Below are 26,425 nucleotides of genomic sequence, written 5' to 3'. Positions count from 1 at the left end.
TACCACATTCAGTACCCACCCACCGCCGAGATTATCGCCCGGATCACTCCTCACCTCGATCTTCCGATTGCAGATTGGGGTCGACAGCGTCTGAAACGTCTGTTTGTGACCCCGTGAACTTATGGGTAAGAGACAGGACTCAAGTCGTGGGCTTCCGCTATCATTGTGTCAACATCAGCGACAACAGACCGGGGGCGGAGTCTGGACGGTTGATACTGGACGTCAGAAAACCCCGGCTCCATTTCGAGCCGTTCTTTGATCCGTCGCAGTCCTTCACGCCGCGTGAATCCTCGGCCACTAGCAAGAAACAGGATCATCTCTGCTTGCTAGCTTTCCTGTTGAAGCATCCCCAAACCATTCTCTCCGGTACGTGGATCCGCATCGAGCTTCGTCAGTGAACTCTGCAGGCTGATGGCGAGCTGAATCGCTTCCCGTATCTGAATGTTGTATTCCCATTCCTCGATGATCTCGAGGCGATCCCGTCGATCGGTCGGCGACAGCTCATCACGTGCAAGGCTTTGGCGAAGTTCCGCGAGTGAGTTGACGGCGTACGCTGATTTCCACGAGTCGATTTCGTCTCCGATTACACGCAACTCATTGGTGAGTTCGTCTACGGACTGTTCTTCAGCGAGGGTACGAACTTCATGAAGGAACTGTGTAACATCGTCCGGCTTGTAACACGTGCCGTCAGCTGTTTCGACGATCGAAAGATCGCCCTGATTCGCCATCCGATCGAGATATTTGACGGCCGTATCCCGTGAGACATCGGCCTCTTGAGCGATCCAGCCAGCGTTTCGTGGCGTTGTTCGGGTCATCGCAACATGCCTGACCCGGTCTGCGGCATCCATCTCTGCTGGCCATGCACGTGATTGATCGGTCATGGGTCACTCTAGAGTGGGTATTGACTACTAATTTGGCATACTTCAGAACTATTTCGTATTACCGTGCTGTCGTTGGCCTCGGCGTCAACGGCGAGCCCTCGACGCACGGACAGCAGAATGTGGATGAGGTCAGCGCCGATCCGAAATCTCGTGACTGCCCAGCCACCGGTGGGGGAACATACTGATGGTCTTCTCCCGCGTTTCGATGAGTTGATCAACAGTCTGTGTTTCTGCGTCCCGCTTGACCAGTGCGGAAGTGTCGAAAAACAGCATTTCAGCCGCTCAGTTCGGCCGTCATCGACAAGCTCGCCCATCGAATCAACACCTGTGCGGAGTTCTTTGAGATCTTGCTCGTGCCCGTGTGACTCGATAAAGTCGTTCATCCGACGGCGGAGTCCCTCCACCCGTGCGGTACGGAGGGCGTGATGGCCAAGTTCGGCAATGTCGTCTGCATCGCTCATAGTCGGGTTACGTCGGGAGCCGTTACAACGGTTTGATGCTACTATAAGCTGTCTTCCACCCGCTATTTGGCTTCTGCGGGTGCTGCTACCTCCTCTTTCTCTTGGAGACGCTCTTCGGCTTCGCGCGCCCCTCTGGATAGCCAACGTCGATGCGCCAGCCCTCGAGGCCGATCGCATCGATCGTGTGGCCCGACTGGATCAGCAGGCCGAGCGCCTCGTTGATCTCGTACTTGCCGCGGGTCGACGGCTGGACGAGCGTGCAGGCAGAGGAGATCGACGCCGAGAGGCTGTGGCGTGTTCGAGATTGCGCACTGGAGGCCTGATCTGCTGTGTTCCTTACCGGGCCCTCCATTGAATATGTCATACGTCGACGGTTGCATATGAGTCGAAGCGTCGGCGCTACTGCCGGTGTCCTCGTCAGCGTGAGTGTGTTCGCCTGGCTTGCGGGGCCGCTTCTGGCAGTGTACTTCGGAACGGAAGCAGTACTCGTCACGTACGGGGTCCTCGCACTGGCCGCGGGGGCGCTCACCTACATGCTTGGTCGGCGGATCGATCACCGACTCGCCCGCTCCGCGGGGGCTGAAACGACAGCGGAGTCCCAGGGAACGGCAGTTACCGTCGAACTGGACGACAACGCCGTCGAACAGGAACTCGATCAACTCCGCGAAGAGTGAACACACCAGCAGACCCACCTCACCCAGTAGTCGACGACGTCCGAAGGTTTCTCCGTGAGCGTCACAGAATAGCGTATACGATGCACGCCGTCGTCCCGGCTGCTGGCAGGGGAACGCGATTGCGCCCACTCACCAGTGAGACGCCGAAAGGGTTGATAGAGGTCGCCGGAACGCCGATTCTCACCCACTGCTTCGAGCACCTCGTGGAGCTGGGGATCGACGAGATCATCGTGATCGTCGGGTACGAGGGTCAACAGATCATCGATCACTACGGTGACGCCTTCGATGGGGTCCCGCTCACGTACGCCTGGCAGGAACAACGCCGGGGACTGGCACACGCACTGGTGCAGGCGCGTGACCACGTGGAGGGGGCGTTTCTGGTCGTCAACGGCGACAACGTATTCGGTCGGCCACCCGGACAGCTTCTCGACGCGTATCTCGAGGCTGACGCCGACGGCGCGGTATACGTCGAATCCGTCTCTATCGGGGAGGCCCGAACGACCGGCGTCGTCGAACTGGCTGACGGACGAGTCGTCGATCTGACCGAGAAAGCGGACGAGCCTCCATCGACGCTCGCGAACGCAGGCTGTTACGTGCTCCCCGAGGCGATCTTTCAGGCGTGTGACCTCCTCCAACCGGGTGCAGAGGGCGAGTACCAGCTCAGCGACGCGGTCGGCGTCCTCTGTCGGGCGGGCTACGAGTTCGTCCCCGTGGAACTCGACGGCTGGCGAGTGAACGTGAACACGCCGGGCGATATCGAGCGCGCTGAAGCGAAGATATCTGGTTGTGACTACTCACACGAGTGAAGTCTTTGGGTTCCGCTCTATATCATCCGTCAAAGTCATCAAGCAGCCGGTCACGGTCTTCGTCGTCGAGAAATTCAGCCGTTCGGTGGGTGTCGCTGGTGGCTAACTTGTCTTCTGAACGCCGCCGACGGGGGATGCTCCCGGCGTGATTGCGGCGGCGTGCCCACCAGAATTATTGCCTATGAGGTCATAGGTCATAGTAGGTAGAGGATGACCGGCAACCACCCACTCGAACTGAACCGCGCGGTCCCCGGCGGCCGTGTGGAGATGTTCGCCATCCCCGACGACGACTACCCGGGCGGGTGGTTCTACCGATTCCAGTACTATCACCCGGAAGAAGGGGAGATACTGCGCTACGATAACGCGCACGGCGATGACGATCTCGGCTGGCACCACCGACATGTCGGCTTCGGCGAGGACACGGAGATCGAGTTCCAGAACATCACCGCGCATATCAGCCGCTTCCTCCAGGAAGTCGGTCACCTCACCAACATCGAGGACACGAACAATGACTGACCCCACCGACGACGGCTGGCCCGACAAGTACAGCGATCCCCGCGACCGTCCGCATCCCAGCGTGCTCCGCGTCACCGTGGAGTCGTTCGACGAGTTGCGTGAGGACGTGCTCGACGCTGCCGAAGCGGTCAGCGAGGGGAGGAGCAGCCTGCGGTCGTCTCGTTCCGCACGGTTGGGGAGCTGCGGAAGATCCTCACCGACCGCCGGATCGAACTCCTGCGTGCGTTGATGGCGATCGAAGGAGCAGCCGAGAGCATCTCCGCGGTCGCGGAGGCCCTCGACCGTGACTACCGGGCGGTCCACGACGACGTCTCCCTGCTCGACGACTACGGCCTGGTGTTCGTCGTCGAGGACGGCCAGGCGAAGCGACCGTACCTGCCCTATGAGCGGATCCACCTTGATGTCGAACTTATCGGCGAGCAACCTGGCGAGGAGCGCGCACCGGCGTGATGACGGCGCCGACCGACGCCATCAGAGTGATCTCAGAGTGGCATCACGGTCCTCGTCGTCAAGAAATCCTGCCGTTCGGTGGATGCCACGGCTTGCCAACTCGTCTTTGAACGCTTCAGTGGAGACGTCCGCGAGTTCGGCGGCCCTGTTCAGACTCACGGAGCCATGCCGGTATTTTTCGATTGCAAGAGAAAGTCGAAGGTTCGGCCGTCGGCGCAAGAGTTCCCCGAGAGCGTCTTCGAGAACATCGTCCGCGTCCTCGTAGCCCCCTACGGAGGCAATCGTCTCGACGTCATCGGTCAGGTCGCTCATCGACTGACAGTACGGTCGACATACGATTAAACACTGGGTTGGATCGGAACCTGTCCAATCGGGATCTCTTCGTGACTCTCCCCCGTAGAACTCGACGGCTGGCGAGTGAACGTGAACACGCCGGGGGATATCGAACGGGCAGAGGAGGCTATTAATAATCGTGATCAGGACAGCAACACATCGGTATCCGATGGGACCTGAACCGAGGCGTCGACGAACGAGTCGACCGTTGAGCGTAGCTCGTCGATGGCGTCGGCGGCGGCTGGATACAGGTGAGTGAGATAGAGCCGGTCGAGGTCGGCGTCTGCTTCGGACAGCGTGCGTCCCAGCGAGGTGGGTGTGGCGTGGTTCGATGGATCAGGATGAGAATCAGGATACGCGCAGTCGTGCAGTAGCACCTGACAGCCGTCGGCCAGGCGCGCAACGGCGTGGCTGGCTTCGGTATCGCCACTGAAGACGAACCGGTCGCCGAAGCGATACGCCAGACAGTACGCGGAGTGGTCGGTCTCGACGGCAGTGACATCGAAGCCGGCAACGGTGTGCGTTCCCGGCTCGATTTCGGTTACGTGGAGGGTGGCTCGATCCCAGAGCTCGTCGACAGCAAGGAGCTGGCGAAGCGTCGATTCGGTTCCGGGCGGACCGACGACCGTGCACTCCGGGCGGCCAGACAGAACGCGCGCCTTGACGATCGACGACAGATCTGCAACGTGGTCGAGATGGAGGTGCGTGAGCAGGACCGTGTCGATGGTCTCTGCTGGACGCGACAGCTGGGCCAGTCGCTGGAAGACGCCGTTGCCCGCGTCGACGAGCAACGATCGATCACCAGCCTCGAGCAGGATCCCGGTCTGGTAGCGCTCGCCTGTGGTCTGAGCAGCACCAGTCCCGAGGACAGTTACGCGCATACGGACTGTATCTCGGTCCGGCTACTCAGGATTGTCGGATGAGCGGATCTTATCGGGCCTCGTTCTGTCGGTACCACTCGATGAACCTGAGTCCTCTCAGAGATGGTACTACTCAATTGAGATAGGGGATTGAAGGAGATCCTCTATCCGCTATTCGGCTTCCGCAGGTGCCGCTTTCTCTTCTTTCTCCTGGAGACGCTCTTCGGCTTCATCGCGATCCTCGGGGTAGCCGACGTCGATCCACCAGCCGTCCAGACCGATCGCGTCGATGGTGCGGCCGGACTGGATCAGCAGGTCGATCGCCTCGCTGATCTCGTACTCGCCGCGGTTCGACGGCTGGACGAGCTTGCAGGCGTGGAAGATGGCCGGCGAAAAGGTGTAAAAGCCGGTCATCACGAGATTGCTCGGCGGGTCGTCGGGCTTCTCGACGACATCGGTGATCTCGCCGTAGCTGTTCGTGTCACAGACACCGTACCGGGAGGCCACATCCTATGAGACTTCCTCGACGAGGAAGGCGGCGTCGGCGCGAGACTCCTGCTGCCGGTGGACGACGTCGTCGAGATTGGCCTCGAAGATGTTGTCGCCGAGAATGAACTTGACGTCGTCGATATGCTCTTCGGCGGTATGTAGCGGATGTCCGAGGCCATTCTGTTCGCGCTGGTGGTGTATGTGAGCCATCCACAACGATCTACATACACTTCATATCAACAACTCAAAATTGTGCCTGGAAATGTGGATCTTGATCCAGACGTCGACGTCTGGCAGCAGGTCCACGTCGCCGACCACTTGGACAGTTAATAATGCCTTTCCAGTAGGTTAAACATCGTTGTTCGGATTGTCCGTGACGCTGCAAAGAGCGTGCCTGAATAGATAATCGCACCTGCTCCAACAAGGAGAACGACGTTAATCCAACTTTGTAACGGCACCATTGTGAGTAGTGCCAGTAGTACACCGTACATGCAGAGACCTGCGAACAGTTGGGAGAAAAACGGACGTGGGAGAAGCGTTGCTTGAGGTGCATGCTCTCTAACAACAACCGCTTGAAGCCCCCATCTAGTGAAAAATGTAAACGCCGTTGCGACGGCAACTCCGATCGGGCCAAGAAGATACAGGAGTGCAATTCCAGCAACAACGTTGAGCAGTGTCGTACTGGCGTAGATTTTGAGTTCAGTTCTGGGCAGGTCAAGTCCTCGGACAATCGCAGAGTGAACGGAGGCTTGGGTTTGTCCGATGTTGGCTAACGCAAGCCAGATGAGAAAGCCACCAGAACCGGCGTACTTCGAGCTGAAGACCGTAACAACAAGTGTTTCGCCGAACACGAGGGCCCCGAAGAAGACCGGAATCGCAAGGATAGATGTGAACGCGGTATTGCGGGAAATGTGTTCGGTGATGTCTTCTCCTCTACTGACAAGGTTGCTGATTCGGGGCATGAGACCGGCAGTGATTGATGACGTAATGACCAGAGCGGGTATTACGAGCTTGAGCGACACCTCGTAGAGCCCAACCGCACCTGTTGCAAAGACGAACCCGAGGAGAAGCTTATCGAAAGCGGATGCCACTTTGTTCACAATCCCATTAAATGTACTATACCGTGCGAATTCCCACATTGAACGAAGCGTGGCTCGCGATGGGATCGTCGGTCGAATATTGAGATAATAGAGTGCCGCCAAACCGGCTAGCATAGCTGCGATGATTGCTCCTGTAATGAGCCCGGTGATTTTGAATCCAGCGAGAATGAGCGCTATTTGAATTGCCCTTTCAATGGTGTTTCGTGCTGTGGAAAGCCACATTTCAATACCGGACTTGCCAGTGGCTGAAATGAGCGACAGGAAGATATTCGATCCGACATAGAACGGGAATAGAATTGCTAGCATCACGGGTAGATGCTGGGTGTTTGACTCTGGAAGGTAGTCTGCAAGGAAAATAAAAAGAGTAGTATATAGAAGCGTCGCGGCGAATATCGTGAGTAAGACTGCTCCGAGCAGTTCACTCTGGGGTGCATCTGTTTCAGAAAATCGCTTTCGAGCAGAGGCACAGAATCCAACAATCGGGCCATCTGCAATGGTGATTATTGCGATCAAAAAGAAGTATAGCCCGAACACTTCCGCGGAGAGAAGACGTGCAATGAGGACTGTTGTGAGGAATCCGATACCGAGTTGGGCGACCTGGGCGATGCTGCCAGAAATGACTTGCCACCGGTGGTTAACATCGCCAGCCTCGGTCATAGATAGCCCAGCTCTTCAAGGCGACTCTCAGTCTCAGGGTCCAGGTCGACCCGCTGTTCGTCGTCCATTACCGTGGATTTGTACTCTTGAATGTCGGTCTCGAATTGAGCGAGGATCTCTGGTGGAATCGGAGCGTCCTCTTTTTCCCAGTGATCATCCGTTTTATGTTGTACAAAACTGTCTCCGAGTGAGTCCCAGACGTATTTTGTCTGTGGATTGGTGTAGACGGCCCTGATGAGCCGGTCCCAGTATTTTTCATTGAGCTGAGGATTGGTGACACCAGCTCCGATTACCTCTGCCGGGACATGTGACCGGTGGGGCATCTCTGAAAATGGTGTGTCTCGAGCGATTGCTGTTATGAGCTCGCCAAGATCAAGATGGGAGAATACCTCGTTATATTCTGCGTCGAGCCAAGATGGAGCGTTAATGATCTCACAGGGAACGTGTAGGAGTGCTTCCGAGAGAGATGCCGTGTGGTTGAATAAGCGATCTTCCTCGGCGTAGCCGAGATTCTCACCGTGGTCGGCAGTCACAATGACCGTGGTTTCGTCATCGGTGTTTTCTTGCAGGTCAGTGGCGAGCTGTGTGACTTTCTGATCTAGATAGTCGATTGCAGTGGCATAGAGCTCTCGGTAGTGTTGGAGATGTTCTTGAAACAACTCATCGGTTTCGTCGGCGAGTATCATTTCCCAGTTCTCGAAATCGTTGGACGTCCAGGTATGTGGGACGTCATGCAGGCTGTTATCGAAGCCTGAAATGCTCTTCAGTGGGCCGTGTGCGTCCATGAAATTCATGAACAAAAAGAATGGTTCATCGTCGGGGACCTCTCGAGCGTGAGCACACATCCGACCTGCACCTTCTGTAAGTGGGGTCGGGATTGGTGCTTGTTCGAACAGCGACCTGGCTTTGAGTACAAGTCCATTCCCGATCGTTTGGAGTGGACTGTTTGAGGAGAGAGCCATCTTGAAGAATGCAGGAAATCGGGCAGCCCTTCCTCTTCACGGTTGTGAATCCACCATTTGATGTTTTTCCCATCTGGGAAGTATTTGTCCGTTGAAACCGATATGAAGTCGTCGAAGAATTGATCGAACCCGAATTCCGTACTGGCGAATGCGTTCGCGCTAATACAGGCCGTGTGGTGTGAGAGCTCGGCAGTGAATGCGGTGTTCGGATCGATCGTTGTAAACGATTTATTGTGTGTATGAACGCCGTGTTGCGATGGAAGTTCACCGGTCATAATGCTTGCATGACTCGGGGTTGACCAGGACGATGCAGCGCGGCATTCACTGAATGAGACATCAGAGAGAGCCGTTAGCCGTGGGGCGTGTTTGTCGAAATAATCTTTTCGGACCGTGTCGAGGATGATGAGGGCAACGTTTCGTGTCATTGTGCAATATTTCTGAACGGCGTTTTTGAAGTGTCGTGCTTGGTTTTCTTCGGTTAGCTCGGAGACAGCCTTTCGGTTTTCATGCCCAATGTTATTCCGAGAGTCGGGGTTCTTCTCAAGGAGAGTGTCGACAGTGTGTACGATCCCTTTTGTAGTGACTGGGGAGATGAATTCGGGAGCAAGAATCTCTTTGACGCCAACGGTTTCTGTGACAACAACGGGCAGTCCGGCTAGCATCGCTTCGAGGACAGCAACAGGGAATGCATCTCCGAGAGACGGTTGCAAGAACAGATCCGCTTTTTCAGAAGTGTGTAACGAAGTCCGCGATCGGCACGAAACCGGGGGTGGTAATTCTGTCGTGGGAAGCGTATCCCATGCTGTCATGTCCGGCGCCAAGAACTGTTGCTGTCGCATCTGGACGGGTATCGAGGATGTCGGTGAGGACGCTGAACCTCTTCGATGGTGATGGTCTGCCGACACACAGGAGGTGTTCACCATCACTGTTGACCGGCAGTTCCTGAAGCCCGGGGTATTTTGCGTCGCTGATTGGTGGACGGACTATGTGCGTGTCTGCGGTGATGTATGGGTGTGTCCAGGAGGCGACAAGCTTACTGACGGAAATAATCCCATCAAGCGCCTGAGAAGAAAGTGGTTTGACCGCCTGCCAGAAGTAGTGTGAGTGTCTGTCGGGAAGTGTTTGGAAGGTGCGGTCAGCGCCGAGATAGATGGTTGTTGTAGCCGGTGAGAGTGTTCCTGTGACGAGTGCGGTTTGGAGCGGTGCCGAGCCTTCTGCAATCACAATATCGTACGTTCTGGCTGCGAAGCCCGTTTTGATGCGTTTTGTAAGCGACCCTTGATCGGATGGCTTCGCATCGGGTGAGATACCCTGTTCGAAGTGAAGGTAATCACAAGCAATGCTGTCACCGAATGTTTCGTGTGCTGGATGTGGGTTAGCGCCCTGATAGAGCATAACTGCATTCATTTTATTGCATAACGGCCATACTCAGTCATGTTACCAAATGTGTCTGCACGAACATCTGTAACGTCGGTAAATGCAGAATTCCAGTACGTGTCATCAGAGAGGAGCATACCAGCTGTGTTGAGGTACTCCCACGCAAGTTCGTATGTAAATACCATGCATGTAAGCGAATGTTCAGAGTCATGCAAAAACAGATCTATGTCACCAGCGTCAGCGAGCACCCCTGGTAACTTCCGTTGACTTTTCCCTTCTGTCACCTCCCATCTGTCGGTGAGCCTGTCAGGGACAATCCAGCCCGATTTCTTATCAGTTTGATTCACGTTACATGTACCCCAATTCTTTGAGTTGGTCTTCTCTGTCCTGTGAGATAGTGCGTGTCTCTATCTCGGGCTGGTGAGATCCCGTGTCTGTCGCTTGTTGGATATCCCACGGCACTCGACGCATTTTCGGATGGACAATCCCTGGCTTGTGTCCCCAGAACCCGTACTCGCCGAGCGCATTCCCGTGGTCAGCCGTGATGGCAACAGTTCCGTCGACATTGTCCAGAACTATTTCGACGTCGTTCCACACGTGTCGGAGATTGGCTTCGTAGGCTTCTCTGACCGTCTCAATGTCATCTCGAACCCCATAGAGGAACTGATCCCACAGGGCCAGCGAGTCCTCAGAAAAAGCCTCATCATCGATGATCTCCCAGGTCATCTCGCCACCTGTTTCTTCACTCGCTATGAACGGGTAATGTGGTTGCATGTAGTGCGCTATCGTCCGGTCGTGCCCTTCTCGGTGGCGTTTAATAGCATAATCTGTGATGGGCCGGGGCGGGATCGTTCCGCGTTCAGAATCCCAGTGTGTTTTCCAGAGTTCGTCGAGACACGCGAATTCATCTTCGTGTGCAAGGTTCTCCGAAAACGGGTTCCCGGTTACATATGCTGTCTCGGCCATCTCGTGCTTGTACTGCTCGGCAAATGTGTTCGTCATCCATTCACCAGAGGCACTGCCGACAGACCACAGTGGTTCGCCACGCCCAACGAACTCGTCATACATATCCCATCGGCAGGCATCCAAAATCAGGAGGACATCCCAGTCTTTCGAAAAGACATTCGTCCCGTATTCAGGAATATACGGCAGTTTCCCGGTTGCGCTCATAATAAAATCCGACCCAATCGCTGGGAGTACTGATGCGCCCTGTTCGCGATAGCGAGCTTTCGACTTACTGATAAAGTCTGTTAATGACATAGTCTGGTATAAATTTTGATGAGTTGGGTGGCTGTGGATTCCCAAGTGAATGTTGCCGCACGTTGTATAGGTTTTTTTGTTTGGGTGTTCTCGACGGCTCTATCAATCGCGTCTGCAATAGACGTGTGATCGTTTGGTTGGCAGTAGAACCCAGCGTCGTCAACAACCTCCGGAAGCGAATAGGCATCAGACACGACTGGTGGCGTTCCACACGCCATCGATTCGAGCGGCGGTAGTCCGAAGCACTCGTGATACGAGGGGAACAAGAACAGTTCCGCATTCGTGTAGAGCTGGGGGAGGTGCTCGTTCGGGACGTACCCAAGGAAGTGAACCTTGTCTTCGATCCCAAGTTCAGACACACGATCATGCATGTGCTCCCATCCCCCACCGCCAATTACGAGATCATGTTGTTGGGTTGATGCTGCATACCCTTTGAGGAGATTTTCAGGGTTCTTCCGGCGCGAGTAGGCACTTAGATGGAAAATGTACGGCTCCTCGACGAACTGCGCTGAAAGGTGGTTCGTGCTCGTGTCGGGAGCGAAACGCGGCGCTGGTGCATTGTGCGTCACTTCGACGTTGCTTAGCAACGGCGAGAATCGCCGCAGCATGCGTTGTTTGAGATCGTTCAGAAACGAAACACACGGCATCGTACTGCCAGAGCTTGGCCAGATCAACGAGGCGCTCTTTGATGCTGTTGAGGTACGGATGCGCACCGTAATTCAGGGCAGGGATCTCCCACTGAATATCACCATGATAGGTGAGAACAGTCGGGACTGACAGTCGTTTGGGAACGGTTGTATCCATTGTCTTGTTCCAGTGCACGACCTCAACGCCGGATTGTTTCACGAATGCGTTGGCGTTCTTGGCCGTAACGTGGTCAAATTCAGTTGTAACAGGCTCCGAGGATCCATGAATCACTTCGACATCCTGCTTTTCGAGGGCACGTATTGTGTGTCGAAGACACCGCTCCGGGGCACCGTTATCATCTATGTTTGGCTCCCAGATCCCAACGCGTGCTGGAGTCATTATGACTGAATTGATCTACTGCCGTTTGAAGGTGTGCTCTCCGCCCGATGGAATTGCTTGGTCCTCGATCTTGGTCCGCCAGTTCTCTTTAATAATGTCTCGATTGAGTTTCGTACGGTAGCACTCAATAATCTTGGTTACCAGTGCTGTCGGTGCAACTGCCAATCCGACTGTTCCCCAGGACATACTATCGAATGGGTTTGTGCGTAGTGCCGCGCCACTATGGCTGAGAGAGGTGGCCCGGTCGCCATACCGCAGAAGCTCTTGGGCAGTCGTGACTCTGAGAGTCTGCAACTCCTCCGGTGTTAAGAGCTCTTCAATAGCACTGATTCCGTCTGCCTCGACTTTATCGTCGAAATCGTCTGGACAACGGTCTGTGAGTGTCCGAATGACTCCATATTTTCCATAGAGCTTTGTCCGGTACATCTCAGTTGCATAGACACTGTCAGGATTCATTTGCAGTACATAGAGCGGTTCATCGATATTCCGGAGTGGGTACTTCACAGCAAGCCGAGCCCATAGCTCGAGGTCTTCTGCGGTCGGGAACTGTTCACTGTATCCCCCAACTGTTTCAAATGGATCTCGTCTAAACATCACTGAACCGTGAATAAAGGGACTCGAGTCCAATAACTGGTCTTTCGATGGTTTGATCCGGACGTGTCGAACACTACGCAGAGACCCATCCGAGTCCGTGAGATACGCACCAGAGCCAACCAGGGCTGTTTCTGGATTTCTGTTCAGATAGGCTACTTGTCGTTCGAGTCGGGGTGGCATTGATCGATCGTCTGCATCCTGTCGAGCAAGCAGATCGTATTTCGCTTCAGTGACTCCGGTATTGAGTGCGCTTGGGAGACCCGTTGCTGTGTCTCGTTCAATAATCGTGAGGTCTGGAACCGCCGATTCTGAACTGTCTCACGACCTCGATTGTGCCGTCATCAGAGCCGTCGTCAACAACAACGACCTCGAATTCGTCGTATGTTTGATTAGCAAGACTTTCGAGCGCAGTTGCGACCTGATCGGCTTCGTTGAGCGTCGGGAGAATAACACTCACCCCGGTGTTCATACGTGGACTTACTGGGCAGAGTACAGGTATGTTATTATCTCGCTCGTTATGGACTCGATTCGATCACGTCTTTGTGAGTGGCGATCAGTCGGCCGTTCACTTCGGCGAGTCGCATCGACGAGTCATCGATAAGGACTGTAGCCGGATTATTCGGATGCTTCAGCGGTCGCCGGATCCTCTGCTTTGTTCTGGAGCCGCTCTTCGGCTTCGTCGCGGTCCTCGGGATAGCCGACGTCGATGCGCCAGCCATCGAGGCCGATCGCATCGATGGTGCGGCCCGACTGGATCAGCAGGTCGATCGCCTCGCTGATCCCGTACTCGCCGCGATTCGACGGCTGGACGAGCGTGCAGGCGTGGAAGATCGACGGCGAAACATATGGAAGCCAGTCATCACGAGATTGCTTGGCGGGTCGTCAGGCTTCTCGGCAACGTCCGTAATCTCGTCGTAGCTGTTCGTATCACAGACGCAGTAGCGGGAGGCCTCGTCCCACGGTATGGTCACAATAGTTATAAAGTATATTGTCTGTTTGGTTGTGGTGGCTAATAAAAACGATTCGATCCGAATCCATCAGAGCGATTCACGAAATCGATATACGGACCCGAAGAGGGAGCCTCTACTGATACCGAAACTAATTAAATGATATATAGATAGCAGTCTCGCTCAAGTCATTCTCCTCTAGCAGATCAGTCCGGTTCGATGTTCACATGCGCAGATCTATGTGTTTTCGATAAGCACTCGTGCGTATGACCGCTGATCGGCTGACAGATCAAACGATTCTTGTTACAGGTGGAGCCGGATTCATCGGAAGCCATCTCGCGAATGCACTTGTTGCAGAGAACGACGTTCGGGTACTCGATAATCTAACAACTGGCGACCGAGCACACGTACCTGACAGTGCGACATTCATTGAAGGCGATATCCGAGACGATGAGGCACTCGCCCGTGCCACCGACGGCGTCGACGTGATCTTTCACGAGGCGGCCCTCGTCAGCGTTCAGGGCTCAGTGGAGGATCCGCTAACGAGCCACGAGATTAACTCTACGGCGACCCTCGAACTGCTTGAGGCTGCCCGCGCCGAGGATGCTCGCGTCGTGCTCGCCTCGAGTGCGGCGATCTATGGCCACCCGGATTCCGTACCGATCACGGAAACCGATCCCAAAGACCCGACGTCTCCGTATGGTCTTGGCAAGCTCTCGGTCGACCACTACGCTCGCCTCTACAACGAGCTATACGACCTCGAGACGATTGCGCTCCGCTATTTCAACGCTTTCGGGCCGGGACAGGTGGCTGGCGACTACAGTGGCGTCATTAGCATCTTCCTCGATCAGGCATTGGGCGGCGACCCGATCACCGTCAATGGCGAGGGCACACAGACGCGGGATTTCGTCTACGTCGACGATATCGTCCAGGCCAACTTGCGGGCTGCCACAACCGACGTCGTCGGCGAGGCATACAACGTCGGAACCGGCGATTCGGTCACGATCCGTGAACTGGCCGAGCACGTCCAGGCGGTTACCGATACGGACTCGGAGATCGTCTATACCGACCCACGGCCAGGCGATATCCAACATTCGTCGGCGGACATTTCTGAAAGCGACCGCCGATCTCGATTACGAACCGACAGTCTCCTTCCAAGCGGGACTTGAGCGAACAGCGGAGTGGTACCGGAGTCAATAGCTGAGTAGCTCTGTAGGCCGGTAATCCAAAGGAATTGTCTTGTCGATCAATATGTCGCCCTCGCTGAATCTCGCATTCCTGGGCAACGGTTCTTGCTAGATTTCGAGATTCATTGACACACTCTTTCTACGGGTTAACAGATTATCGGAGCGTCGGCGGGTACGGCTTCGACGCGATACGACCAAGTTCGTGTTTCAGGACTATCAGTCGATTCCCGACCTGAGTGCTTGAGCCAACGCGGCCCTCCCGCAGGAACACACCGGCGAACGCGACGAGGCGTGGCTCTACGAACTCTTCGAGCGACTCGGCATCACCGACATCGCCGCCAAGCGTCCAGCAGCGCTCAGTTGGGGCGAGAAACAACTCGTCGGCATCGCATGGGCACTCGCAAACCAGCCCGAGATCGTGCTTGCGGACGAGCCAACCGGCCACCTCGACCCCGGAGACAGCACAGCAGGTGCTCGAACTGCTCCAGGAACGCAGGAGATAGTGACGACCACCACGTCGTGATCAGCCACGATCCGGCGATTGCAGAGCGCTTTTCAACGCAGTATCGACTCGTCGACGGACAGATCGTGGGTAGTTCTTGAGTTCTCCGCCGAGATAGGTATGATAGATTAGATAAACGTCAATAGAGGTAACCGACGCACCCACAATACCCAATTTGCAACAACGTTACTGTTCAATACTGTTAGATTTTGGCCGAACGTTTGATCTCGAAAGGGTCTACTCTGACCATCTTATGCTGAAAAGACGCGCCACCACCGTCTTCAGACTGTGGAGGGTGTCAACATGGTGTCAGAGTCACAAATATAATATGTAAAACTGATAGTCAAAATTAGTTAATACAGACAACTTTTTATATCTACTTTGGATTCCCGTCTACTATGCAAAACAACCGCGTGCTAGTCACCGGTGGCGCAGGATTTATTGGATCAAATCTCGCGAACCATCTGGCCGAGGAAAACGATGTTGTGGTCGTAGACGACGAGTACTTAGGAACGCGAGAGAATCTCGACGACGCGGTCGAATTCCACGACCGAAGTGTCGTTGAAGAGGATTTGCCAACAGACGTGGATGTCGTCTTTCATCTCGCGGCACTCTCCTCGTATGCCATGCATGAGGAGGATCCGACGAAGGGCGCGCGTGTCAACGTCGAAGGATTCGTCAACGTAGTCGAACAAGCTCGGAACGACGGCTGTGAGACCGTTGTCTACGCTTCGACCTCGTCGATTTACGGGAGTCGAACCGATCCGTCTCCGGAGGACATGCCTGTGGGGGTAAACACCGGCTACGAAGCGTCGAAACTCGCACGCGAGCGGTACGGTGAGTACTTCTCGAACCATTACGATATGGCCGTCGCCGGGATGCGGTTTTTCTCCGTGTACCAGGGCTACGGGGGTGCAGAAGAGCACAAAGGTGAGTACGCGAACGTTATCGCACAGTTCGCTGACGATATCTCGAACGGCGACGCGCCAGTACTGTACGGCGACGGAACCCAGACGCGAGATTTCACACACGTCAATGATATCGTGCGGGGGCTTGAACTCGCCGCTGAACACGAACTCAATGGGATCTACAATCTCGGTACCGGCGACACCTACGATTTCAAAATGGTCGTCGAGATGATCAACAACGAGCTGGGCACCGACGTAGAGCCCGAATACATCGAGAACCCGATTCCAGACGACGTGTACGTCCATGATACCTGTGCTGACTTCTCGAAGATGACTGAAGCTACCGGCTGGGAACCACAAATTGACTTTGAAGAGGGCATCCAGAACGTTTGCCAACAGTACAACAGCTCTCAGGAGCAGCCCCAACAGGTCAGAGCCGATTCAGGTGATTGATAGAACTGGTCATACCGTCCTCTGACTGACCAGCTATGTGCCCCGCAAAAGTAACTCAAATTATGTGCGTTCATATAGTAGAGCTGATATTTATGACTCGTGGTGGTCACAGGCAGATGAATGTTGATGCGCGGTAAATCCAGCGTCCGATTGACGATGCCGGCTCACCCCGTGTTATAATCCGGTATTATATTATAACAGCTCTGCTGTAGCCTGACGTACCGCCGCATTACTCTCTATTTCAGGTTCCCATCCGAGTGCGGACAGCTTCTCGATTGATAGTCGCATCTTCGGTACATCACCAGTCCATCCACGCTCGCCGCCAGTATACTCATACTCCGGATTGAGGCCCAGTTCGTCACTCACGATATCCGCGATCCGATTCACCGACGTCGTCGTCCGTGTTCCCAGATTATACGTGTTCAGCGAGCTGTCAGTGTTCTCGATCACGTGAATCATGGCGTCGAGACAGTCCTCGATGTGCATATAGGACTTCTCCTGGAGGCCGTTACCCAGAATCGTCAGCGTCTCCGGCTCCTCACGGAGTTTCTCGATGAAGTCGGGGATCACTGCGCCGATCAGTCGTGGTCCGACGATGTTTGCGAACCGGAACGTCCACGCCGTAAAGTCGTGCGAATGTGCGTACGTCGACACAAGCCCTTCATCAGCTATCTTACCCGTTCCATAGACACTAATGGGCTCAAGTGGCGCGTAATCCTCCGGAGTTGGACGTGGTGCTTCGCCATACACCGTCGACGACGACGTGAACGCGATATTCGTCACGCCGACTTCGCGCATGCGTTCGAGGATCGTATGCGTCATTGTCGTATTTGCGGCGAACTGCGACTTTGGATCCTCATCGTTGACGCTCTTGTGCGCGGCCAGATGAAAGACGAGGTCGAGATCGGAAGTCACCGCCTTGGCAACGCCGTCTTCGGTGGTAAGATCGGCCTCAATAAACTCAGCGTCTTTCGGCACCCACTCACGTCGGCCATTCGAACAGTCGTCCGCGATACGGACTTTGTTACCATCAGCGAGCAATCTTGCGACGAGATGCGAGCCAATGAAGCCTGCCCCACCTGCGAGGAGAATCCGCTGTCCTGTGAGATTCATATCTTCCGTTGGAGCAAGCCCGATAAGGTAGTTTTGGTCACAGGACGGATGATCCATCGACCTGCGACTCCAATTCAATCACTGGAGTGAGGTGAGAACGCAGTGTAGTTGGGGTCATCAGACAGGTAGTTCACTCGAAGTAAACTACTGAGGTAGATATTCGGTTTCGTGTAATCGTGGTTCGCCTTCCGTAAAACGTCACACACTCCGAGAAAGTCCACGCCCGAGTTCCCTACTCGGCCGCTTCAGCAGTCGCCGCGTCCTCTTTTTTCTCTTGGAGTCGCTCTTCGGCTTCATCGCGATCCTCGGGGTAGCCGACGTCGATGCGCCAGCCATCGAGTCCGATCGCGTCGATGGTCCGTCCACTCTGGATCAACAGGTCGATTGCTTCGCTGATCTCGTACTCGCCGCGATTCGACGGCTGGACGAGTTTGCAGGCGTGGAAGATGGCCGGTGAGAACGTGTAAAAGCCGGTCATCACGAGATTGCTCGGCGGGTCGTCGGGCTTCTCGACGACATCCGTAATCTCGCCGTAGCTGTTCGTGTCACACACCCCATATCGGGACGCCTCGTCCCACGGCACTTCCTCGACGAGGAAGGCGGCGTCAGCACGGGATTCCTTCTGCCGGTGGACGACGTCCTCGAGGTTGGCCTCGAAAATGTTGTCGCCGAGAATGAGCATGAAGTCGTCGTCGATATGCTCCTCGGCAGTTAGCAGGGCGTGGGCCAGGCCGTTCTGCTCGCGCTGATGAGTGTAGGTGATCGGAATGCCCTCCCACTCGTCGCCGTAGTGTTCGATGATGTCCTCCTTGCGATAGCCCACGACGACGACGAACTCCTCGGCGCCGAGTTCGGCGAGGCGTTCAGAAACAGTGGGTGACGATCGGCCGCCCGTTCACTTCGACGAGGCCTTTCGGTTTGTCGTCGGTGAGCGGGCGCAGGCGCGTTCCCTTGCCGGCCGCGAGTACGACTGCTTTCATACCCATAGGAGGCTACTACTCCGGTAAATATCTTATTATGATATCATGTGTCAGTGATACGTTCGGGGTGTCGGGCTCGGAGATAGATCGCGGCGTTATTGCTCGGTGCGTCGTCGCTTCGTGATGGCTTTTGGAATCTTCACCTGATCGAAATACGGCTCGATGAGATACCATCCCAGACTCGCCGTGATCGCGGCCGCGTTGACGAAGCCGTCGACGAGGGTCATGTGCCGCTCCGGGACAAAACCCTGAGCGACCTCGATCCCAGCCCCGTAGGCGGTCGCAAGGACGAAGACGAGGAGCGCCTTGCGTCGCCGGGAGAGCGATCGGTCAGTTAGTGCGTACGCGACCGAGAGCCCGAGGACGAAGTACGCGAGGAGGTGGCGGGCGGTTGGGAGTTCGAGCGAGTCGGGAGCGCCGGTTTCGGGTGGGATGACGAGTACGGAGAAGTAGAAGATGATCCCACAGACGATGGCGACGGCGAGCAGTCGCACTCGTCGAGGGAAGACGGGGAGTGGGAGCGCCATGCCGTGGTGTTGGTCGGAGTGAGGGAAAATAGCTGTCGGATTTATACGGATTGGGGTGACTTACACTTCAAAAGCCCCTGGCGCGCTCGACTCCCGCGGCTCGCTGCGCGCTTCGGCCTCCGGCCTGCAGTGCTTGTTGCGTGACTCGCTACGCTCGTCACGCGACGTTCGCCTCACGCCGTTCGGCTCACCGTCGCCGGGGTTCGCCGAGCCCGCCAGCCCCTTTGAGTCCCACCCTGTGGTCTCTGTAGGAGCGCACATGCTGGTCATAATGTCGGGTGTTTTGACCAAGGTTTTTATCAATCTGGCACCATCTCCGTGTATGAGCGACCGACTATCGGTCGATACGACCGGGATCAAGCTCGCGCTCCTCGTCGGTGGCGGGCTTCTGTTGTTCATCTTCGCCGGGCAAGTGCTGCGCTTCATGAGTCGGATGGTCGCCTGGGGCTCGTTCGTGTTGCTCGCCGCGCTCGCGATGTACGTCGCCTACGAAGTGTACACGGGCTGGACGGCAGGTAGTGAGTCCCAGCGGAGTGTCGAGACGTCCCGGTCGAAGCCCGCGGATCCCGTGAGTGACGTCAAGACCGAGTACGCCGAAGGGTCGATGTCGGAAGCCGAACTAGAGGAGGAACTCGATCAGTTACTCGACGATCAGCGCGAACGGGAGCGTCGAGATATGAGCGAGCTCGAAAAGGAGCTGTGAACAGCAGCTATTGGTGTGATGAATATGAAAGCTCCTAAGCGGCTTCTGGAAGAGATCGACGAACTGGCCGAGGAACTGGAGTATAGCAACCGTTTGAAGCTCATCCGAGAGGTGTTGCGCGACCCCACGGAGCCGATCCTGACCCCCGGCGCACAGGAGGGTATCTCGGAGGGCTACGCAGACGTTGCGGCGGGGCGGACGTTGTCCACGGACGAAGCGCGCGAACGCCTCGGCATCGATCAAGAGTAGCGTCCCCCGGCTACTGGTCGTCGGAAACAGACCAAAAGAACAACAGTTTTTGGGCTGGTAACCGACTTCTCCTGTAATGCAGGTACTCGTCACTGGCGGCGCGGGCTTTATCGGCGGCCACATCGCCGAGCGAATGGCGAACAAGGGCCACGACGTCAAGGTGCTGGATAAGTTCGTTCCCTACTACGACTTAGGGATCAAAGAACACACCGTCGACGTCGCACGGACGGCAGCCCAAGAGAACGGCGGCTCGTACGAACTGATCAAGGGCTGTCTCACGGATGCGGAACTCGTCGAGGAGGCTACCAACGATATCGATGTCGTCTACCATCAGGCCGCACAGGCTGGTGTGCGCGCGAGCGTCGACGAACCGAAGACGGTCAACGAGTACAACGTCACCGGGACGATCAACGTTCTGGAGGCCGCCCGGCACCACGACGTCGAGCGCGTGGTCGTCGCGTCGTCTTCGTCTGTGTACGGCAAACCCGAGTATCTCCCCTACGACGAGGATCACCGAACCACGCCCGTGTCACCCTACGGCGTCTCGAAGCTCGCGACCGAGCAGTACGCGCGTGTGTACAACGAGATCTACGGCCTGCCCACGGTTGCCCTGCGGTACTTCACGGTGTACGGCCCGCGGATGCGCCCGAACATGGCCTTCACCAACTTCGTCTCGCGGTGTCTTCACGGCGAGTCGCCCGAGATCTACGGTGACGGCGAGCAGACGCGTGATTTCACGTACGTCGACGACATCAAGCGCGTCAACGAGCAGCTGCTCACCGACGACAGCGCCGACGGCGAGATCATGAACATCGGGTCGACCGACAACATCGACATTCTCACGCTGGCGGAGGTCGTGCGCGACGAGATCGATCCGTCGCTGGAGATCGAGTTTACCGACGCGCGCAAGGGCGATGCCGAGCACACCCACGCGGATATTGCGAAGGCCAACGACTTGTTGGGCTACGAACCGACCGTCGACATCCGCGAGGGAGCCCAGCAGTTCATCGACTGGTACCGGGCGAACGAGGCGTGGTACGATCCATTGGTTCGGAATTCATAATCTGGTGCCGTTGCGGACTGGGAGCGTCGTCCAGCGCCGAGGCGTATGAGGAATCATGTTGTAGTATTTTCCACCCCGATTTTCCTGTGATAGTATTGTCAAAGCATTTATGAGAATTGAGATGCGTGTGGTTAAACAATGCTTACCGGGTGGCCGTATCGAATTACAAGTGCTATCGGGACCGTTATATTGACCCTTACTGCCGTTCTCGTGGCGAACCATCCGGTGCCACAGCGGCTGTTCACCGAGTACGTACCGCTGTTCAATCGGCTGGAGCCAATCGTGCTCTGGGGCAGTTCGCTCGCGCTGGTCGTCGGCCTGACGGTCGGGGCCGTGACGCTTGCGTTGATTCCGCTGTACAAGCCACGCCCACGGCGAGTGCTGGATACAGTTGCGCTAACCGAGAAACGTCTCGTCGCGAGCGGGCTTGCGCTCGCCGCGATCGGCTTTTTTAATTTCTCGTATCGCGTCCCGCGTGCGACGCTCGTGATGACGGTCGGCCTGCTCGGGCTGGCGCTGCCCCTCTGGTTCGTCTGGATCCGACACCGCCCGGATACGGACGGCAGTCGGACGATCGTCGTCGGCGACGATCCCGCACAGATCGAGCGCGTCGTTCCGGATCTGGACGGGAACGTGCTCGGCTATCTGTGTCCGACCAGTGTGCTTGAACCGATCTCGAAAGACGATCTATTTGATTCGAGGGACGGGGAGGAAGTCCCAGTCGTTACCGACGGCGGGATGATCTATCTGGAGCGACTTGGTGGGCTTTCACGTCTCGAAGACACACTCGTCGAGTGTGATATCGATACGGTAATCCTGGCCTTCCGACAACCCGACCGGGCCGAGTTCTTTGGTGCACTCGATGCCTGTCACGAACACGGTGTTAACGTGAAGGTTCATCGGGACTACACTGATAGTGTTCTCGTTGGTGAGGGGGCTGTTGGTGATCTGGTTGATGTGGATCTGGAACCGTGGGATCCGCAGGACCACTTATTCAAGCGGGTGTTCGACGTGTTCTTTGCGTCTGCTGCCCTGTTAGCGACGTTACCAGCGATCATTGTAATTTCTACCGCGATCAAGCTCGAGGACGGCGGATCGATCCTCTACGGACAGCAACGGACAGCTACGTTCGGCGAAACCTTCCAGATCTACAAGTTTCGGAGTATGATCGAAAACGCCGAATCCGTCTCCGGGGCGAAGATTAGTGAGGAAGATGCTGGAGGCGTAGATCCACGTGTTACCCGCGTCGGGCGTGTTCTTCGGAAGACGCATCTCGACGAGATCCCACAGCTGTGGTCAATTCTTATCGGCGACATGAGCGTCGTCGGTCCACGACCCGAACGACCGAAACTTGATTCGGACATTCAGGAGGGTGGTGTTGATTGGGAAAAACGATGGTTCATCAAACCAGGACTGACAGGGCTCGCACAGATCAACGAGGTCACTGGCCACGAGCCCGGTCGAAAGCTCCGCTATGACATCGAGTACGTCCGAAAACAGTCGTTCTGGTTCGACGTAAAGATCGTGGTTCGGCAGCTCTGGATGGTTGCCATGGATGCGATGGCGTTCAGAACGCGGTGCGGAACCACCAAGTGAGACTAAGACAGAGGGCCAAGATGCGAACAGTGGAGACGACTGAGACGCCGCAATTCGATGTGCTACTATGCAAGATCACTCAGAGATACGTAACGAGACAGTATTAGTCACCGGTGGAGCAGGATTCATTGGAAGCCACCTCGTCGACGCGCTGGTTGAAGAGAACGACGTCCGAGTTCTCGACAACTTCTCCTCGGGGTCCCGTGAGTATCTGCACCAGGACGCCGAGCTAAACGAGGGTGACATTCGAGACGAGAAACTGATCTCGGAGGCAATGAGTGGTGTCGATATCGTGTTTCACGAGGCTGCTGTTGTGAGTGTTAGCCAGTCCGTTGAAGAGCCTACAGAAAGTCACTCGGTGAATATAGAGGGAACGCTGAACGTCCTCGAAGCGGCACGGGCTGAGGATGCTCGCGTTATCCTCGCGTCAAGTGCGGCGATCTACGGTCACCCCGAATACGTTCCGATCGACGAGGGGCATCCGACCGAGCCCAGTTCCCCCTATGGGCTTGAGAAGGCAACTGCGGACGAATACGCACGTCTGTATCACGAACTGTACGGTTTGGAGACAGTTGCACTGCGGTACTTCAACGTATATGGCCCACGGCAGGCCGGTGGGGATTACAGTGCTGTGATCAGTATTTTCCTCGAGCAAGCACGTGCAGGCGAGCCGATCACCGTGAATAGTGACGGAGAGCAGACACGAGATTTCGTTCACGTATCCGATGTGGTGCAAGCAAACCTGTTGGCAGCAAAGACTGATCACGTTGGAGAGGCGTTCAACGTCGGGACTGGATCCTCTGTGACGATTCAGGAGCTAGCGGAAACGATTCGGGATATTGTCCGCGGAGAGTCAGATATAATTCATCAAGATCCACGACCCGGCGATATCGAGCACAGCCGAGCGATCTCTCGAATATCCAAGCAGCTATGAATTACGACACGACGATTAGTCTCATAGACGGACTTACGACACTGGTTCAGGAGTCTCAGTGATGGCTCGTGATCTCCCGGAAACGGATTCACCGATGCGGATCCTTCGAGTCGCACAGACCGCATACCCTGACGTGAAAGGTGGCGGTGCGTATCACGTCCATGCTATGAGTCGGGATCAGGCAGCGATGGGCCACGACGTCACGGTACTTACGATACACCGCAACCCGGACAAACCACAGTTCAGAACACGTGACGGATACACTGTTGTGCGATACGATCCGACAGTAAACTTACTCGGGAATGATATCTCAACTGGCGTTGCACAGTACCTGAAAGACGCTGGGGACTTCGACGTGATTCACGCCCATTCGCATCTGTACTTTTCGACGAACCTAGCAGCGTTGAAGGCGTTCTTAGGTGATATCCCGCTGGCAATCACGAATCACGGCCTGTACTCACAGACGGCCCCCGAGTGGGTTTTCGAGTTGTATCTGAAGACGATTGGGCGATGGACATTCAACCAAGCAGATGTGGTATTCTGTTATACTGAGGAAGACAGGGAACGCGTTCAAGAGTACGGAGTATCAACTAGGATAGAAGTTGTGTCGAACGGTATTGATATTGAGCGATTCACGCCTCATGGACGGGCTAGCGAGAAGATAGATCATCGTGGTCCAGTAATCTTATTTGTCGGTCGTTTGGTTGAGGGGAAACGACCGCAAGATGCAGTAAAAGCGATTTCAAAGCTCTCGAATGAGAAAGATATAAAACTATATCTAATTGGAGATGGCCCAATGCGATCTGATTTGGAAAAAATAGCTGATAAAAAAATAGAATTCCTCGGACAACTCGCCTATGATGAGATGTGCAAAATCTACCGATCTGGCGACGTGCTGGTGTTGCCGAGTCGCGCTGAAGGACTGCCTCGAACTGTGTTAGAGGCGATGTCGTCGGGAATCCCTGTCGTCGTAAGTGATCTGGAGCAAGTCACACCAGTGGTCAACGGTAGTGGTGTAACGGTTCCAGTTGGAGATGTCGATGGTTTCGCGTCAGGTATTGACACGATGATACACGAGGACTATGACGAACCGCGGGCGCAAATTGAAGGATCGTTCGATTGGGCTGAGACAGTAGGACGAACCACTGATATATTGGGAAGTATATTATAGCCAAGTTCCCGGAATACGTGAGAGACCTGAGAAAGGTCCGACGAGTTTTACGTCTTAGTATCGTGCTAATTCGTAGGGAAGCACGCGATTGGTAGTGAGAGATGGGATTTACAACGAGGGATGGAACTGACCACCACCCGCTAGAACACTGACTCGATCAATCCCCGTAGAATTGTAAAGAGTGCATCGATGGAACAACCATTGGGATTGTTATAGATTGGTGTCCTTACCAGTACGATCCCAATTTGAAGTCCCACTCGACCGGGTAAAACCTCTCTGTGCCTGCAGCAGGAGCTAAGGTCATCTCTCCAAAGTAGATCCTGTTGTCACTAGTATGGTACAGGTCTACGCGAACAAACTCAAAATCTTCTCCCAGCGTTTCAGCAATTTTGATCATCTCGTCCAAGCGATCTGGTTTATCAATTGTCGGTCCTAATGGGTAGTCCAATCTAAAGTCGCAAGCATTCCATTCTCTGTCAAAGAATCTTCGCGACCTCTCAGCTGAAAACCGGTTGAAATCAACATGTACGAATTCGACACGACCATTGAAAACGTAGAACTTGAAATCAGGAGGTATATCATGTTTTGGGTCATCGATATATTCCTCAATGACCACCCGTGGTTGAATTTCCTCATACCAATATTCTCTGGATTTCTTTCCGAACGGTGTTTCGAGCCATGATTTGCATTTAGATTCGATCAGATCAAAGTCATACTCCCGGTGGTCGTCTACTACAATCGTCATACCACTTCCGTGGGTAGCTTTAATAACGAATTTTTCCGGGAGTCCGTTTTTGGGTATTTCCCCCGATGATTCGCCGACAAAGTAGAGATCTGTCAATAGATTTTCTCCCACCTTCTGTTTAACATACTCCCTAACTGAATACTTATCAGATACCGTCGAGAATAGTTCGGCTCTTTCACCAGATAGCTTTCGCGAAATGATTTTTTCGCTGAATGACCGTGGTTCCTCGAGTTGTGGCCAGTATCCCAGAACAGGTGCAGCCATCAGCTTTTCGTGAGTTTTAGGAGACAAGATTTTTGAAAAAACTGGATAGCCTGCCTTCTGAATCGTAAAACGAACCCCATGTCTAACTGTCGGGATAACTCCTCGATGTCGTGCTGTTTTTTGAAGTTTAGCAAGATACGTCATAAGTATTGGAGTAGTTGCTTCTCAAATATAGGTGTTGAATTCGGTATTCCAACCAGTAAAAGTCATACACTATCGATGCCGATGTTCCCGAGGGATATAGACACTTCGTTATTCATAATTTAATATAGTTAATCTTTCCCAAGATAGATCACTTAACGAACAAAGAACATAGTAATCGCTGAAATCACTAATGCTCTTCTAAGTGCCGTCACTCTCTCACTCTCCCGAAACGATTGGCGCCCGAAAATTCGGGGTTATGTATTCTACTCGAGATATCCTAGCTCTTTGAGATGATCTTCGATGAGTTCTTCATCTTCAACACCAGATGTCTCACCGCGACGGCGCTGTTCCATCTCGTCGAGGTGCTCGTCGAGTACGCGTGTAAGCGACCTGTACTGCTGAGTAGCGGCATTTGACTGATCGCCTTCTGGGTCCTCTTGTAGATTCGTATTCAAATCAAGTAATAATTCACCCTCAATATCGTGTCGCATCA

Annotated in this window: 31 protein-coding genes and 4 pseudogenes; 15 read left to right on the top strand and 20 right to left on the bottom strand. The window is 54.9% G+C overall.

What is annotated here, in order from left to right:
- Positions 1–326: 326 nt before the first annotated feature.
- Both ACFQH2_RS06255 and ACFQH2_RS06250 read right to left on the bottom strand, forming a co-directional pair.
- Complete coding sequence (locus ACFQH2_RS06255; RefSeq protein ID WP_377076562.1) at positions 327–848, bottom strand: DUF7342 family protein; 522 nt, start codon at positions 846–848, stop codon at positions 327–329.
- 556 nt (positions 849–1,404) lie between these two features.
- Positions 1,405–1,616: pseudogene (locus ACFQH2_RS06250) on the bottom strand (UTP--glucose-1-phosphate uridylyltransferase); the annotation flags it as partial.
- Positions 1,617–1,722: 106 nt separating this feature from the next.
- Here ACFQH2_RS06250 and ACFQH2_RS06245 point away from each other — a divergent pair.
- The 5 genes from ACFQH2_RS06245 to ACFQH2_RS06225 all read left to right on the top strand — a co-directional run bounded on the left by ACFQH2_RS06245 (position 1,723) and on the right by ACFQH2_RS06225 (position 3,788).
- Positions 1,723–2,016, top strand: coding sequence for a hypothetical protein (locus ACFQH2_RS06245; RefSeq protein WP_377051930.1), 294 nt, complete (start codon positions 1,723–1,725; stop codon positions 2,014–2,016).
- Positions 2,017–2,096: 80 nt separating this feature from the next.
- Positions 2,097–2,822 (top strand): sugar phosphate nucleotidyltransferase, encoded by a 726-nt coding sequence (locus ACFQH2_RS06240; protein WP_377051928.1) that lies wholly within the window; start codon positions 2,097–2,099, stop codon positions 2,820–2,822.
- Positions 2,823–3,032: 210 nt separating this feature from the next.
- On the top strand, positions 3,033–3,338 hold the full coding sequence (locus ACFQH2_RS06235) for a toxin-antitoxin system TumE family protein (protein ID WP_377051926.1): 306 nt from the start codon (positions 3,033–3,035) through the stop codon (positions 3,336–3,338).
- Positions 3,331–3,567, top strand: coding sequence for a hypothetical protein (locus tag ACFQH2_RS06230; protein ID WP_377076561.1), 237 nt, complete (start codon positions 3,331–3,333; stop codon positions 3,565–3,567). The genes ACFQH2_RS06235 and ACFQH2_RS06230 overlap by 8 nt, the downstream gene beginning before the upstream one ends.
- Positions 3,567–3,788, top strand: a complete 222-nt coding sequence (locus tag ACFQH2_RS06225) for a hypothetical protein (protein ID WP_377076560.1) — start codon at positions 3,567–3,569, stop codon at positions 3,786–3,788. The genes ACFQH2_RS06230 and ACFQH2_RS06225 overlap by 1 nt, the downstream gene beginning before the upstream one ends.
- A 21-nt stretch (positions 3,789–3,809) precedes the next feature.
- On the opposite strand, the gene ACFQH2_RS06220 is transcribed toward ACFQH2_RS06225, so the two are convergent.
- From ACFQH2_RS06220 to ACFQH2_RS06160, 13 genes and pseudogenes are all read right to left on the bottom strand, one after another.
- On the bottom strand, positions 3,810–4,100 hold the full coding sequence (locus tag ACFQH2_RS06220; protein ID WP_377051922.1) for a UPF0175 family protein: 291 nt from the start codon (positions 4,098–4,100) through the stop codon (positions 3,810–3,812).
- Positions 4,101–4,264: 164 nt separating this feature from the next.
- Entirely contained in the window at positions 4,265–5,002 is a 738-nt protein-coding gene (locus tag ACFQH2_RS06215) for an MBL fold metallo-hydrolase (protein WP_377051920.1), read from the bottom strand.
- A 150-nt stretch (positions 5,003–5,152) separates the two neighbouring features.
- Positions 5,153–5,665, bottom strand: a pseudogene (locus ACFQH2_RS06210) (sugar phosphate nucleotidyltransferase); the annotation flags it as partial.
- 131 nt (positions 5,666–5,796) lie between these two features.
- Positions 5,797–7,227, bottom strand: coding sequence for an oligosaccharide flippase family protein (locus ACFQH2_RS06205; RefSeq protein ID WP_377051918.1), 1,431 nt, complete (start codon positions 7,225–7,227; stop codon positions 5,797–5,799).
- Positions 7,224–8,012, bottom strand: a complete 789-nt coding sequence (locus ACFQH2_RS06200) for a sulfatase-like hydrolase/transferase (RefSeq protein WP_377076559.1) — start codon at positions 8,010–8,012, stop codon at positions 7,224–7,226. The genes ACFQH2_RS06205 and ACFQH2_RS06200 overlap by 4 nt, the downstream gene beginning before the upstream one ends.
- Before the next feature lie 5 nt (positions 8,013–8,017).
- A complete protein-coding gene (locus ACFQH2_RS06195) occupies positions 8,018–8,998 on the bottom strand; it encodes a glycosyltransferase (protein WP_377076558.1) in 981 nt (326 codons plus the stop codon).
- Positions 8,916–9,584 carry a hypothetical protein gene (locus ACFQH2_RS06190; protein WP_377076557.1) on the bottom strand — a complete coding sequence of 223 codons (669 nt, stop codon included), beginning with the start codon at positions 9,582–9,584 and terminating at the stop codon, positions 8,916–8,918. Before ACFQH2_RS06190 ends, ACFQH2_RS06195 begins: the two co-directional genes overlap by 83 nt.
- An 8-nt stretch (positions 9,585–9,592) precedes the next feature.
- Complete coding sequence (locus ACFQH2_RS06185; protein ID WP_377051912.1) at positions 9,593–9,913, bottom strand: class I SAM-dependent methyltransferase; 321 nt, start codon at positions 9,911–9,913, stop codon at positions 9,593–9,595.
- Position 9,914: 1 nt separating this feature from the next.
- Entirely contained in the window at positions 9,915–10,736 is an 822-nt protein-coding gene (locus tag ACFQH2_RS06180) for a hypothetical protein (protein WP_377051910.1), read from the bottom strand.
- Between the two features lie 80 nt (positions 10,737–10,816).
- Positions 10,817–11,434 (bottom strand): glycosyltransferase family 4 protein, encoded by a 618-nt coding sequence (locus ACFQH2_RS06175; protein ID WP_377076556.1) that lies wholly within the window; start codon positions 11,432–11,434, stop codon positions 10,817–10,819.
- Positions 11,435–11,867: 433 nt separating this feature from the next.
- The gene (locus ACFQH2_RS06170) at positions 11,868–12,728 is read right to left on the bottom strand and encodes a glycosyltransferase (protein WP_377076972.1); all 861 of its coding nucleotides are present in this window, start codon (positions 12,726–12,728) and stop codon (positions 11,868–11,870) included.
- Entirely contained in the window at positions 12,724–12,915 is a 192-nt protein-coding gene (locus tag ACFQH2_RS06165) for a glycosyltransferase (protein ID WP_377076555.1), read from the bottom strand. Before ACFQH2_RS06165 ends, ACFQH2_RS06170 begins: the two co-directional genes overlap by 5 nt.
- 146 nt (positions 12,916–13,061) lie before the next feature.
- Positions 13,062–13,411 (bottom strand): annotated as a pseudogene (locus tag ACFQH2_RS06160) (sugar phosphate nucleotidyltransferase); the annotation flags it as partial.
- A gap of 248 nt (positions 13,412–13,659) precedes the next feature.
- Here ACFQH2_RS06160 and ACFQH2_RS06155 point away from each other — a divergent pair.
- The gene (locus ACFQH2_RS06155) at positions 13,660–14,562 is read left to right on the top strand and encodes an NAD-dependent epimerase/dehydratase family protein (protein ID WP_377076554.1); all 903 of its coding nucleotides are present in this window, start codon (positions 13,660–13,662) and stop codon (positions 14,560–14,562) included.
- A gap of 172 nt (positions 14,563–14,734) precedes the next feature.
- On the opposite strand, the gene ACFQH2_RS06150 is transcribed toward ACFQH2_RS06155, so the two are convergent.
- Positions 14,735–14,956 carry a hypothetical protein gene (locus tag ACFQH2_RS06150; RefSeq protein WP_377076553.1) on the bottom strand — a complete coding sequence of 74 codons (222 nt, stop codon included), beginning with the start codon at positions 14,954–14,956 and terminating at the stop codon, positions 14,735–14,737.
- Between ACFQH2_RS06150 and ACFQH2_RS06145 the strand changes: the two genes are divergently transcribed.
- Positions 14,903–15,103, top strand: coding sequence for an ATP-binding cassette domain-containing protein (locus ACFQH2_RS06145; RefSeq protein ID WP_377057016.1), 201 nt, complete (start codon positions 14,903–14,905; stop codon positions 15,101–15,103). The genes ACFQH2_RS06150 and ACFQH2_RS06145 overlap by 54 nt on opposite strands.
- A gap of 377 nt (positions 15,104–15,480) precedes the next feature.
- Positions 15,481–16,443: an NAD-dependent epimerase/dehydratase family protein gene (locus ACFQH2_RS06140; RefSeq protein ID WP_377051902.1), complete on the top strand. Its 963-nt coding sequence runs from the start codon at positions 15,481–15,483 to the stop codon at positions 16,441–16,443.
- A 192-nt stretch (positions 16,444–16,635) separates the two neighbouring features.
- On the opposite strand, the gene ACFQH2_RS06135 is transcribed toward ACFQH2_RS06140, so the two are convergent.
- From ACFQH2_RS06135 to ACFQH2_RS06125, 3 genes and pseudogenes are all read right to left on the bottom strand, one after another.
- Positions 16,636–17,556, bottom strand: a complete 921-nt coding sequence (locus ACFQH2_RS06135; RefSeq protein WP_377051900.1) for an NAD-dependent epimerase/dehydratase family protein — start codon at positions 17,554–17,556, stop codon at positions 16,636–16,638.
- 232 nt (positions 17,557–17,788) lie between these two features.
- Positions 17,789–18,536 (bottom strand): annotated as a pseudogene (gene aglF / locus ACFQH2_RS06130) (UTP--glucose-1-phosphate uridylyltransferase AglF).
- A 95-nt stretch (positions 18,537–18,631) separates the two neighbouring features.
- On the bottom strand, positions 18,632–19,063 hold the full coding sequence (locus ACFQH2_RS06125) for a VanZ family protein (protein ID WP_377051896.1): 432 nt from the start codon (positions 19,061–19,063) through the stop codon (positions 18,632–18,634).
- A 322-nt stretch (positions 19,064–19,385) separates the two neighbouring features.
- Between ACFQH2_RS06125 and ACFQH2_RS06120 the strand changes: the two genes are divergently transcribed.
- From ACFQH2_RS06120 to ACFQH2_RS06095, 6 genes are all read left to right on the top strand, one after another.
- Positions 19,386–19,766: a hypothetical protein gene (locus tag ACFQH2_RS06120; protein ID WP_377051894.1), complete on the top strand. Its 381-nt coding sequence runs from the start codon at positions 19,386–19,388 to the stop codon at positions 19,764–19,766.
- 18 nt (positions 19,767–19,784) lie between these two features.
- Positions 19,785–20,015 (top strand): ribbon-helix-helix domain-containing protein, encoded by a 231-nt coding sequence (locus ACFQH2_RS06115; protein ID WP_377051892.1) that lies wholly within the window; start codon positions 19,785–19,787, stop codon positions 20,013–20,015.
- A 76-nt stretch (positions 20,016–20,091) separates the two neighbouring features.
- On the top strand, positions 20,092–21,078 hold the full coding sequence (locus ACFQH2_RS06110; protein ID WP_377051890.1) for a GDP-mannose 4,6-dehydratase: 987 nt from the start codon (positions 20,092–20,094) through the stop codon (positions 21,076–21,078).
- A 138-nt stretch (positions 21,079–21,216) separates the two neighbouring features.
- Positions 21,217–22,674: a sugar transferase gene (locus ACFQH2_RS06105; RefSeq protein ID WP_377076552.1), complete on the top strand. Its 1,458-nt coding sequence runs from the start codon at positions 21,217–21,219 to the stop codon at positions 22,672–22,674.
- Between the two features lie 67 nt (positions 22,675–22,741).
- Positions 22,742–23,608: an NAD-dependent epimerase/dehydratase family protein gene (locus ACFQH2_RS06100; protein ID WP_377051886.1), complete on the top strand. Its 867-nt coding sequence runs from the start codon at positions 22,742–22,744 to the stop codon at positions 23,606–23,608.
- 94 nt (positions 23,609–23,702) lie between these two features.
- Complete coding sequence (locus ACFQH2_RS06095; RefSeq protein WP_377076971.1) at positions 23,703–24,779, top strand: glycosyltransferase family 4 protein; 1,077 nt, start codon at positions 23,703–23,705, stop codon at positions 24,777–24,779.
- Between the two features lie 226 nt (positions 24,780–25,005).
- Here ACFQH2_RS06095 and ACFQH2_RS06090 read toward each other — a convergent pair whose 3' ends face one another.
- On the bottom strand, positions 25,006–25,932 hold the full coding sequence (locus ACFQH2_RS06090; RefSeq protein WP_377051884.1) for an ATP-grasp fold amidoligase family protein: 927 nt from the start codon (positions 25,930–25,932) through the stop codon (positions 25,006–25,008).
- Between the two features lie 290 nt (positions 25,933–26,222).
- Between ACFQH2_RS06090 and ACFQH2_RS06085 the strand changes: the two genes are divergently transcribed.
- On the top strand, positions 26,223–26,348 hold the full coding sequence (locus ACFQH2_RS06085) for a hypothetical protein (RefSeq protein ID WP_377076551.1): 126 nt from the start codon (positions 26,223–26,225) through the stop codon (positions 26,346–26,348).
- The last annotated feature ends 77 nt before the right edge of the window (positions 26,349–26,425 follow it).

Source organism: Natronoarchaeum sp. GCM10025703, assembly GCF_042661985.1.
Classification (GTDB): domain Archaea; phylum Halobacteriota; class Halobacteria; order Halobacteriales; family Natronoarchaeaceae; genus Natranaeroarchaeum.
The sequence above is the reverse complement of the archived record's forward strand: the minus strand, read 5'-3'. Positions and strand labels throughout refer to the sequence as shown.

What these genes read in the sequence shown, in the direction of transcription:
- ACFQH2_RS06240 (WP_377051928.1), top strand. Translation starts at nt 2,097, where the DNA reads ATGCACGCCGTCGTCCCGGCTGCTGGCAGGGGAACGCGATTGCGCCCA.
- ACFQH2_RS06085 (WP_377076551.1), top strand. Translation starts at nt 26,223, where the DNA reads ATGATCTTCGATGAGTTCTTCATCTTCAACACCAGATGTCTCACCGCG.
- ACFQH2_RS06135 (WP_377051900.1), bottom strand. Translation starts at nt 17,556, where the DNA reads ATGAATCTCACAGGACAGCGGATTCTCCTCGCAGGTGGGGCAGGCTTC.
- ACFQH2_RS06255 (WP_377076562.1), bottom strand. Translation starts at nt 848, where the DNA reads ATGGATGCCGCAGACCGGGTCAGGCATGTTGCGATGACCCGAACAACG.
- ACFQH2_RS06215 (WP_377051920.1), bottom strand. Translation starts at nt 5,002, where the DNA reads ATGCGCGTAACTGTCCTCGGGACTGGTGCTGCTCAGACCACAGGCGAG.
- ACFQH2_RS06125 (WP_377051896.1), bottom strand. Translation starts at nt 19,063, where the DNA reads ATGGCGCTCCCACTCCCCGTCTTCCCTCGACGAGTGCGACTGCTCGCC.
- ACFQH2_RS06205 (WP_377051918.1), bottom strand. Translation starts at nt 7,227, where the DNA reads ATGACCGAGGCTGGCGATGTTAACCACCGGTGGCAAGTCATTTCTGGC.
- ACFQH2_RS06090 (WP_377051884.1), bottom strand. Translation starts at nt 25,932, where the DNA reads ATGACGTATCTTGCTAAACTTCAAAAAACAGCACGACATCGAGGAGTT.
- ACFQH2_RS06140 (WP_377051902.1), top strand. Translation starts at nt 15,481, where the DNA reads ATGCAAAACAACCGCGTGCTAGTCACCGGTGGCGCAGGATTTATTGGA.
- ACFQH2_RS06115 (WP_377051892.1), top strand. Translation starts at nt 19,785, where the DNA reads ATGAATATGAAAGCTCCTAAGCGGCTTCTGGAAGAGATCGACGAACTG.
- ACFQH2_RS06165 (WP_377076555.1), bottom strand. Translation starts at nt 12,915, where the DNA reads ATGAACACCGGGGTGAGTGTTATTCTCCCGACGCTCAACGAAGCCGAT.
- ACFQH2_RS06235 (WP_377051926.1), top strand. Translation starts at nt 3,033, where the DNA reads ATGACCGGCAACCACCCACTCGAACTGAACCGCGCGGTCCCCGGCGGC.
- ACFQH2_RS06225 (WP_377076560.1), top strand. Translation starts at nt 3,567, where the DNA reads ATGGCGATCGAAGGAGCAGCCGAGAGCATCTCCGCGGTCGCGGAGGCC.
- ACFQH2_RS06200 (WP_377076559.1), bottom strand. Translation starts at nt 8,012, where the DNA reads ATGGACGCACACGGCCCACTGAAGAGCATTTCAGGCTTCGATAACAGC.
- ACFQH2_RS06190 (WP_377076557.1), bottom strand. Translation starts at nt 9,584, where the DNA reads ATGCTCTATCAGGGCGCTAACCCACATCCAGCACACGAAACATTCGGT.
- ACFQH2_RS06120 (WP_377051894.1), top strand. Translation starts at nt 19,386, where the DNA reads ATGAGCGACCGACTATCGGTCGATACGACCGGGATCAAGCTCGCGCTC.
- ACFQH2_RS06100 (WP_377051886.1), top strand. Translation starts at nt 22,742, where the DNA reads ATGCAAGATCACTCAGAGATACGTAACGAGACAGTATTAGTCACCGGT.
- ACFQH2_RS06105 (WP_377076552.1), top strand. Translation starts at nt 21,217, where the DNA reads ATGCTTACCGGGTGGCCGTATCGAATTACAAGTGCTATCGGGACCGTT.
- ACFQH2_RS06175 (WP_377076556.1), bottom strand. Translation starts at nt 11,434, where the DNA reads ATGCTGCGGCGATTCTCGCCGTTGCTAAGCAACGTCGAAGTGACGCAC.
- ACFQH2_RS06095 (WP_377076971.1), top strand. Translation starts at nt 23,703, where the DNA reads ATGCGGATCCTTCGAGTCGCACAGACCGCATACCCTGACGTGAAAGGT.
- ACFQH2_RS06245 (WP_377051930.1), top strand. Translation starts at nt 1,723, where the DNA reads ATGAGTCGAAGCGTCGGCGCTACTGCCGGTGTCCTCGTCAGCGTGAGT.
- ACFQH2_RS06110 (WP_377051890.1), top strand. Translation starts at nt 20,092, where the DNA reads ATGCAGGTACTCGTCACTGGCGGCGCGGGCTTTATCGGCGGCCACATC.
- ACFQH2_RS06180 (WP_377051910.1), bottom strand. Translation starts at nt 10,736, where the DNA reads ATGAGCGCAACCGGGAAACTGCCGTATATTCCTGAATACGGGACGAAT.
- ACFQH2_RS06220 (WP_377051922.1), bottom strand. Translation starts at nt 4,100, where the DNA reads ATGAGCGACCTGACCGATGACGTCGAGACGATTGCCTCCGTAGGGGGC.
- ACFQH2_RS06195 (WP_377076558.1), bottom strand. Translation starts at nt 8,998, where the DNA reads ATGACAGCATGGGATACGCTTCCCACGACAGAATTACCACCCCCGGTT.
- ACFQH2_RS06155 (WP_377076554.1), top strand. Translation starts at nt 13,660, where the DNA reads ATGACCGCTGATCGGCTGACAGATCAAACGATTCTTGTTACAGGTGGA.
- ACFQH2_RS06230 (WP_377076561.1), top strand. Translation starts at nt 3,331, where the DNA reads ATGACTGACCCCACCGACGACGGCTGGCCCGACAAGTACAGCGATCCC.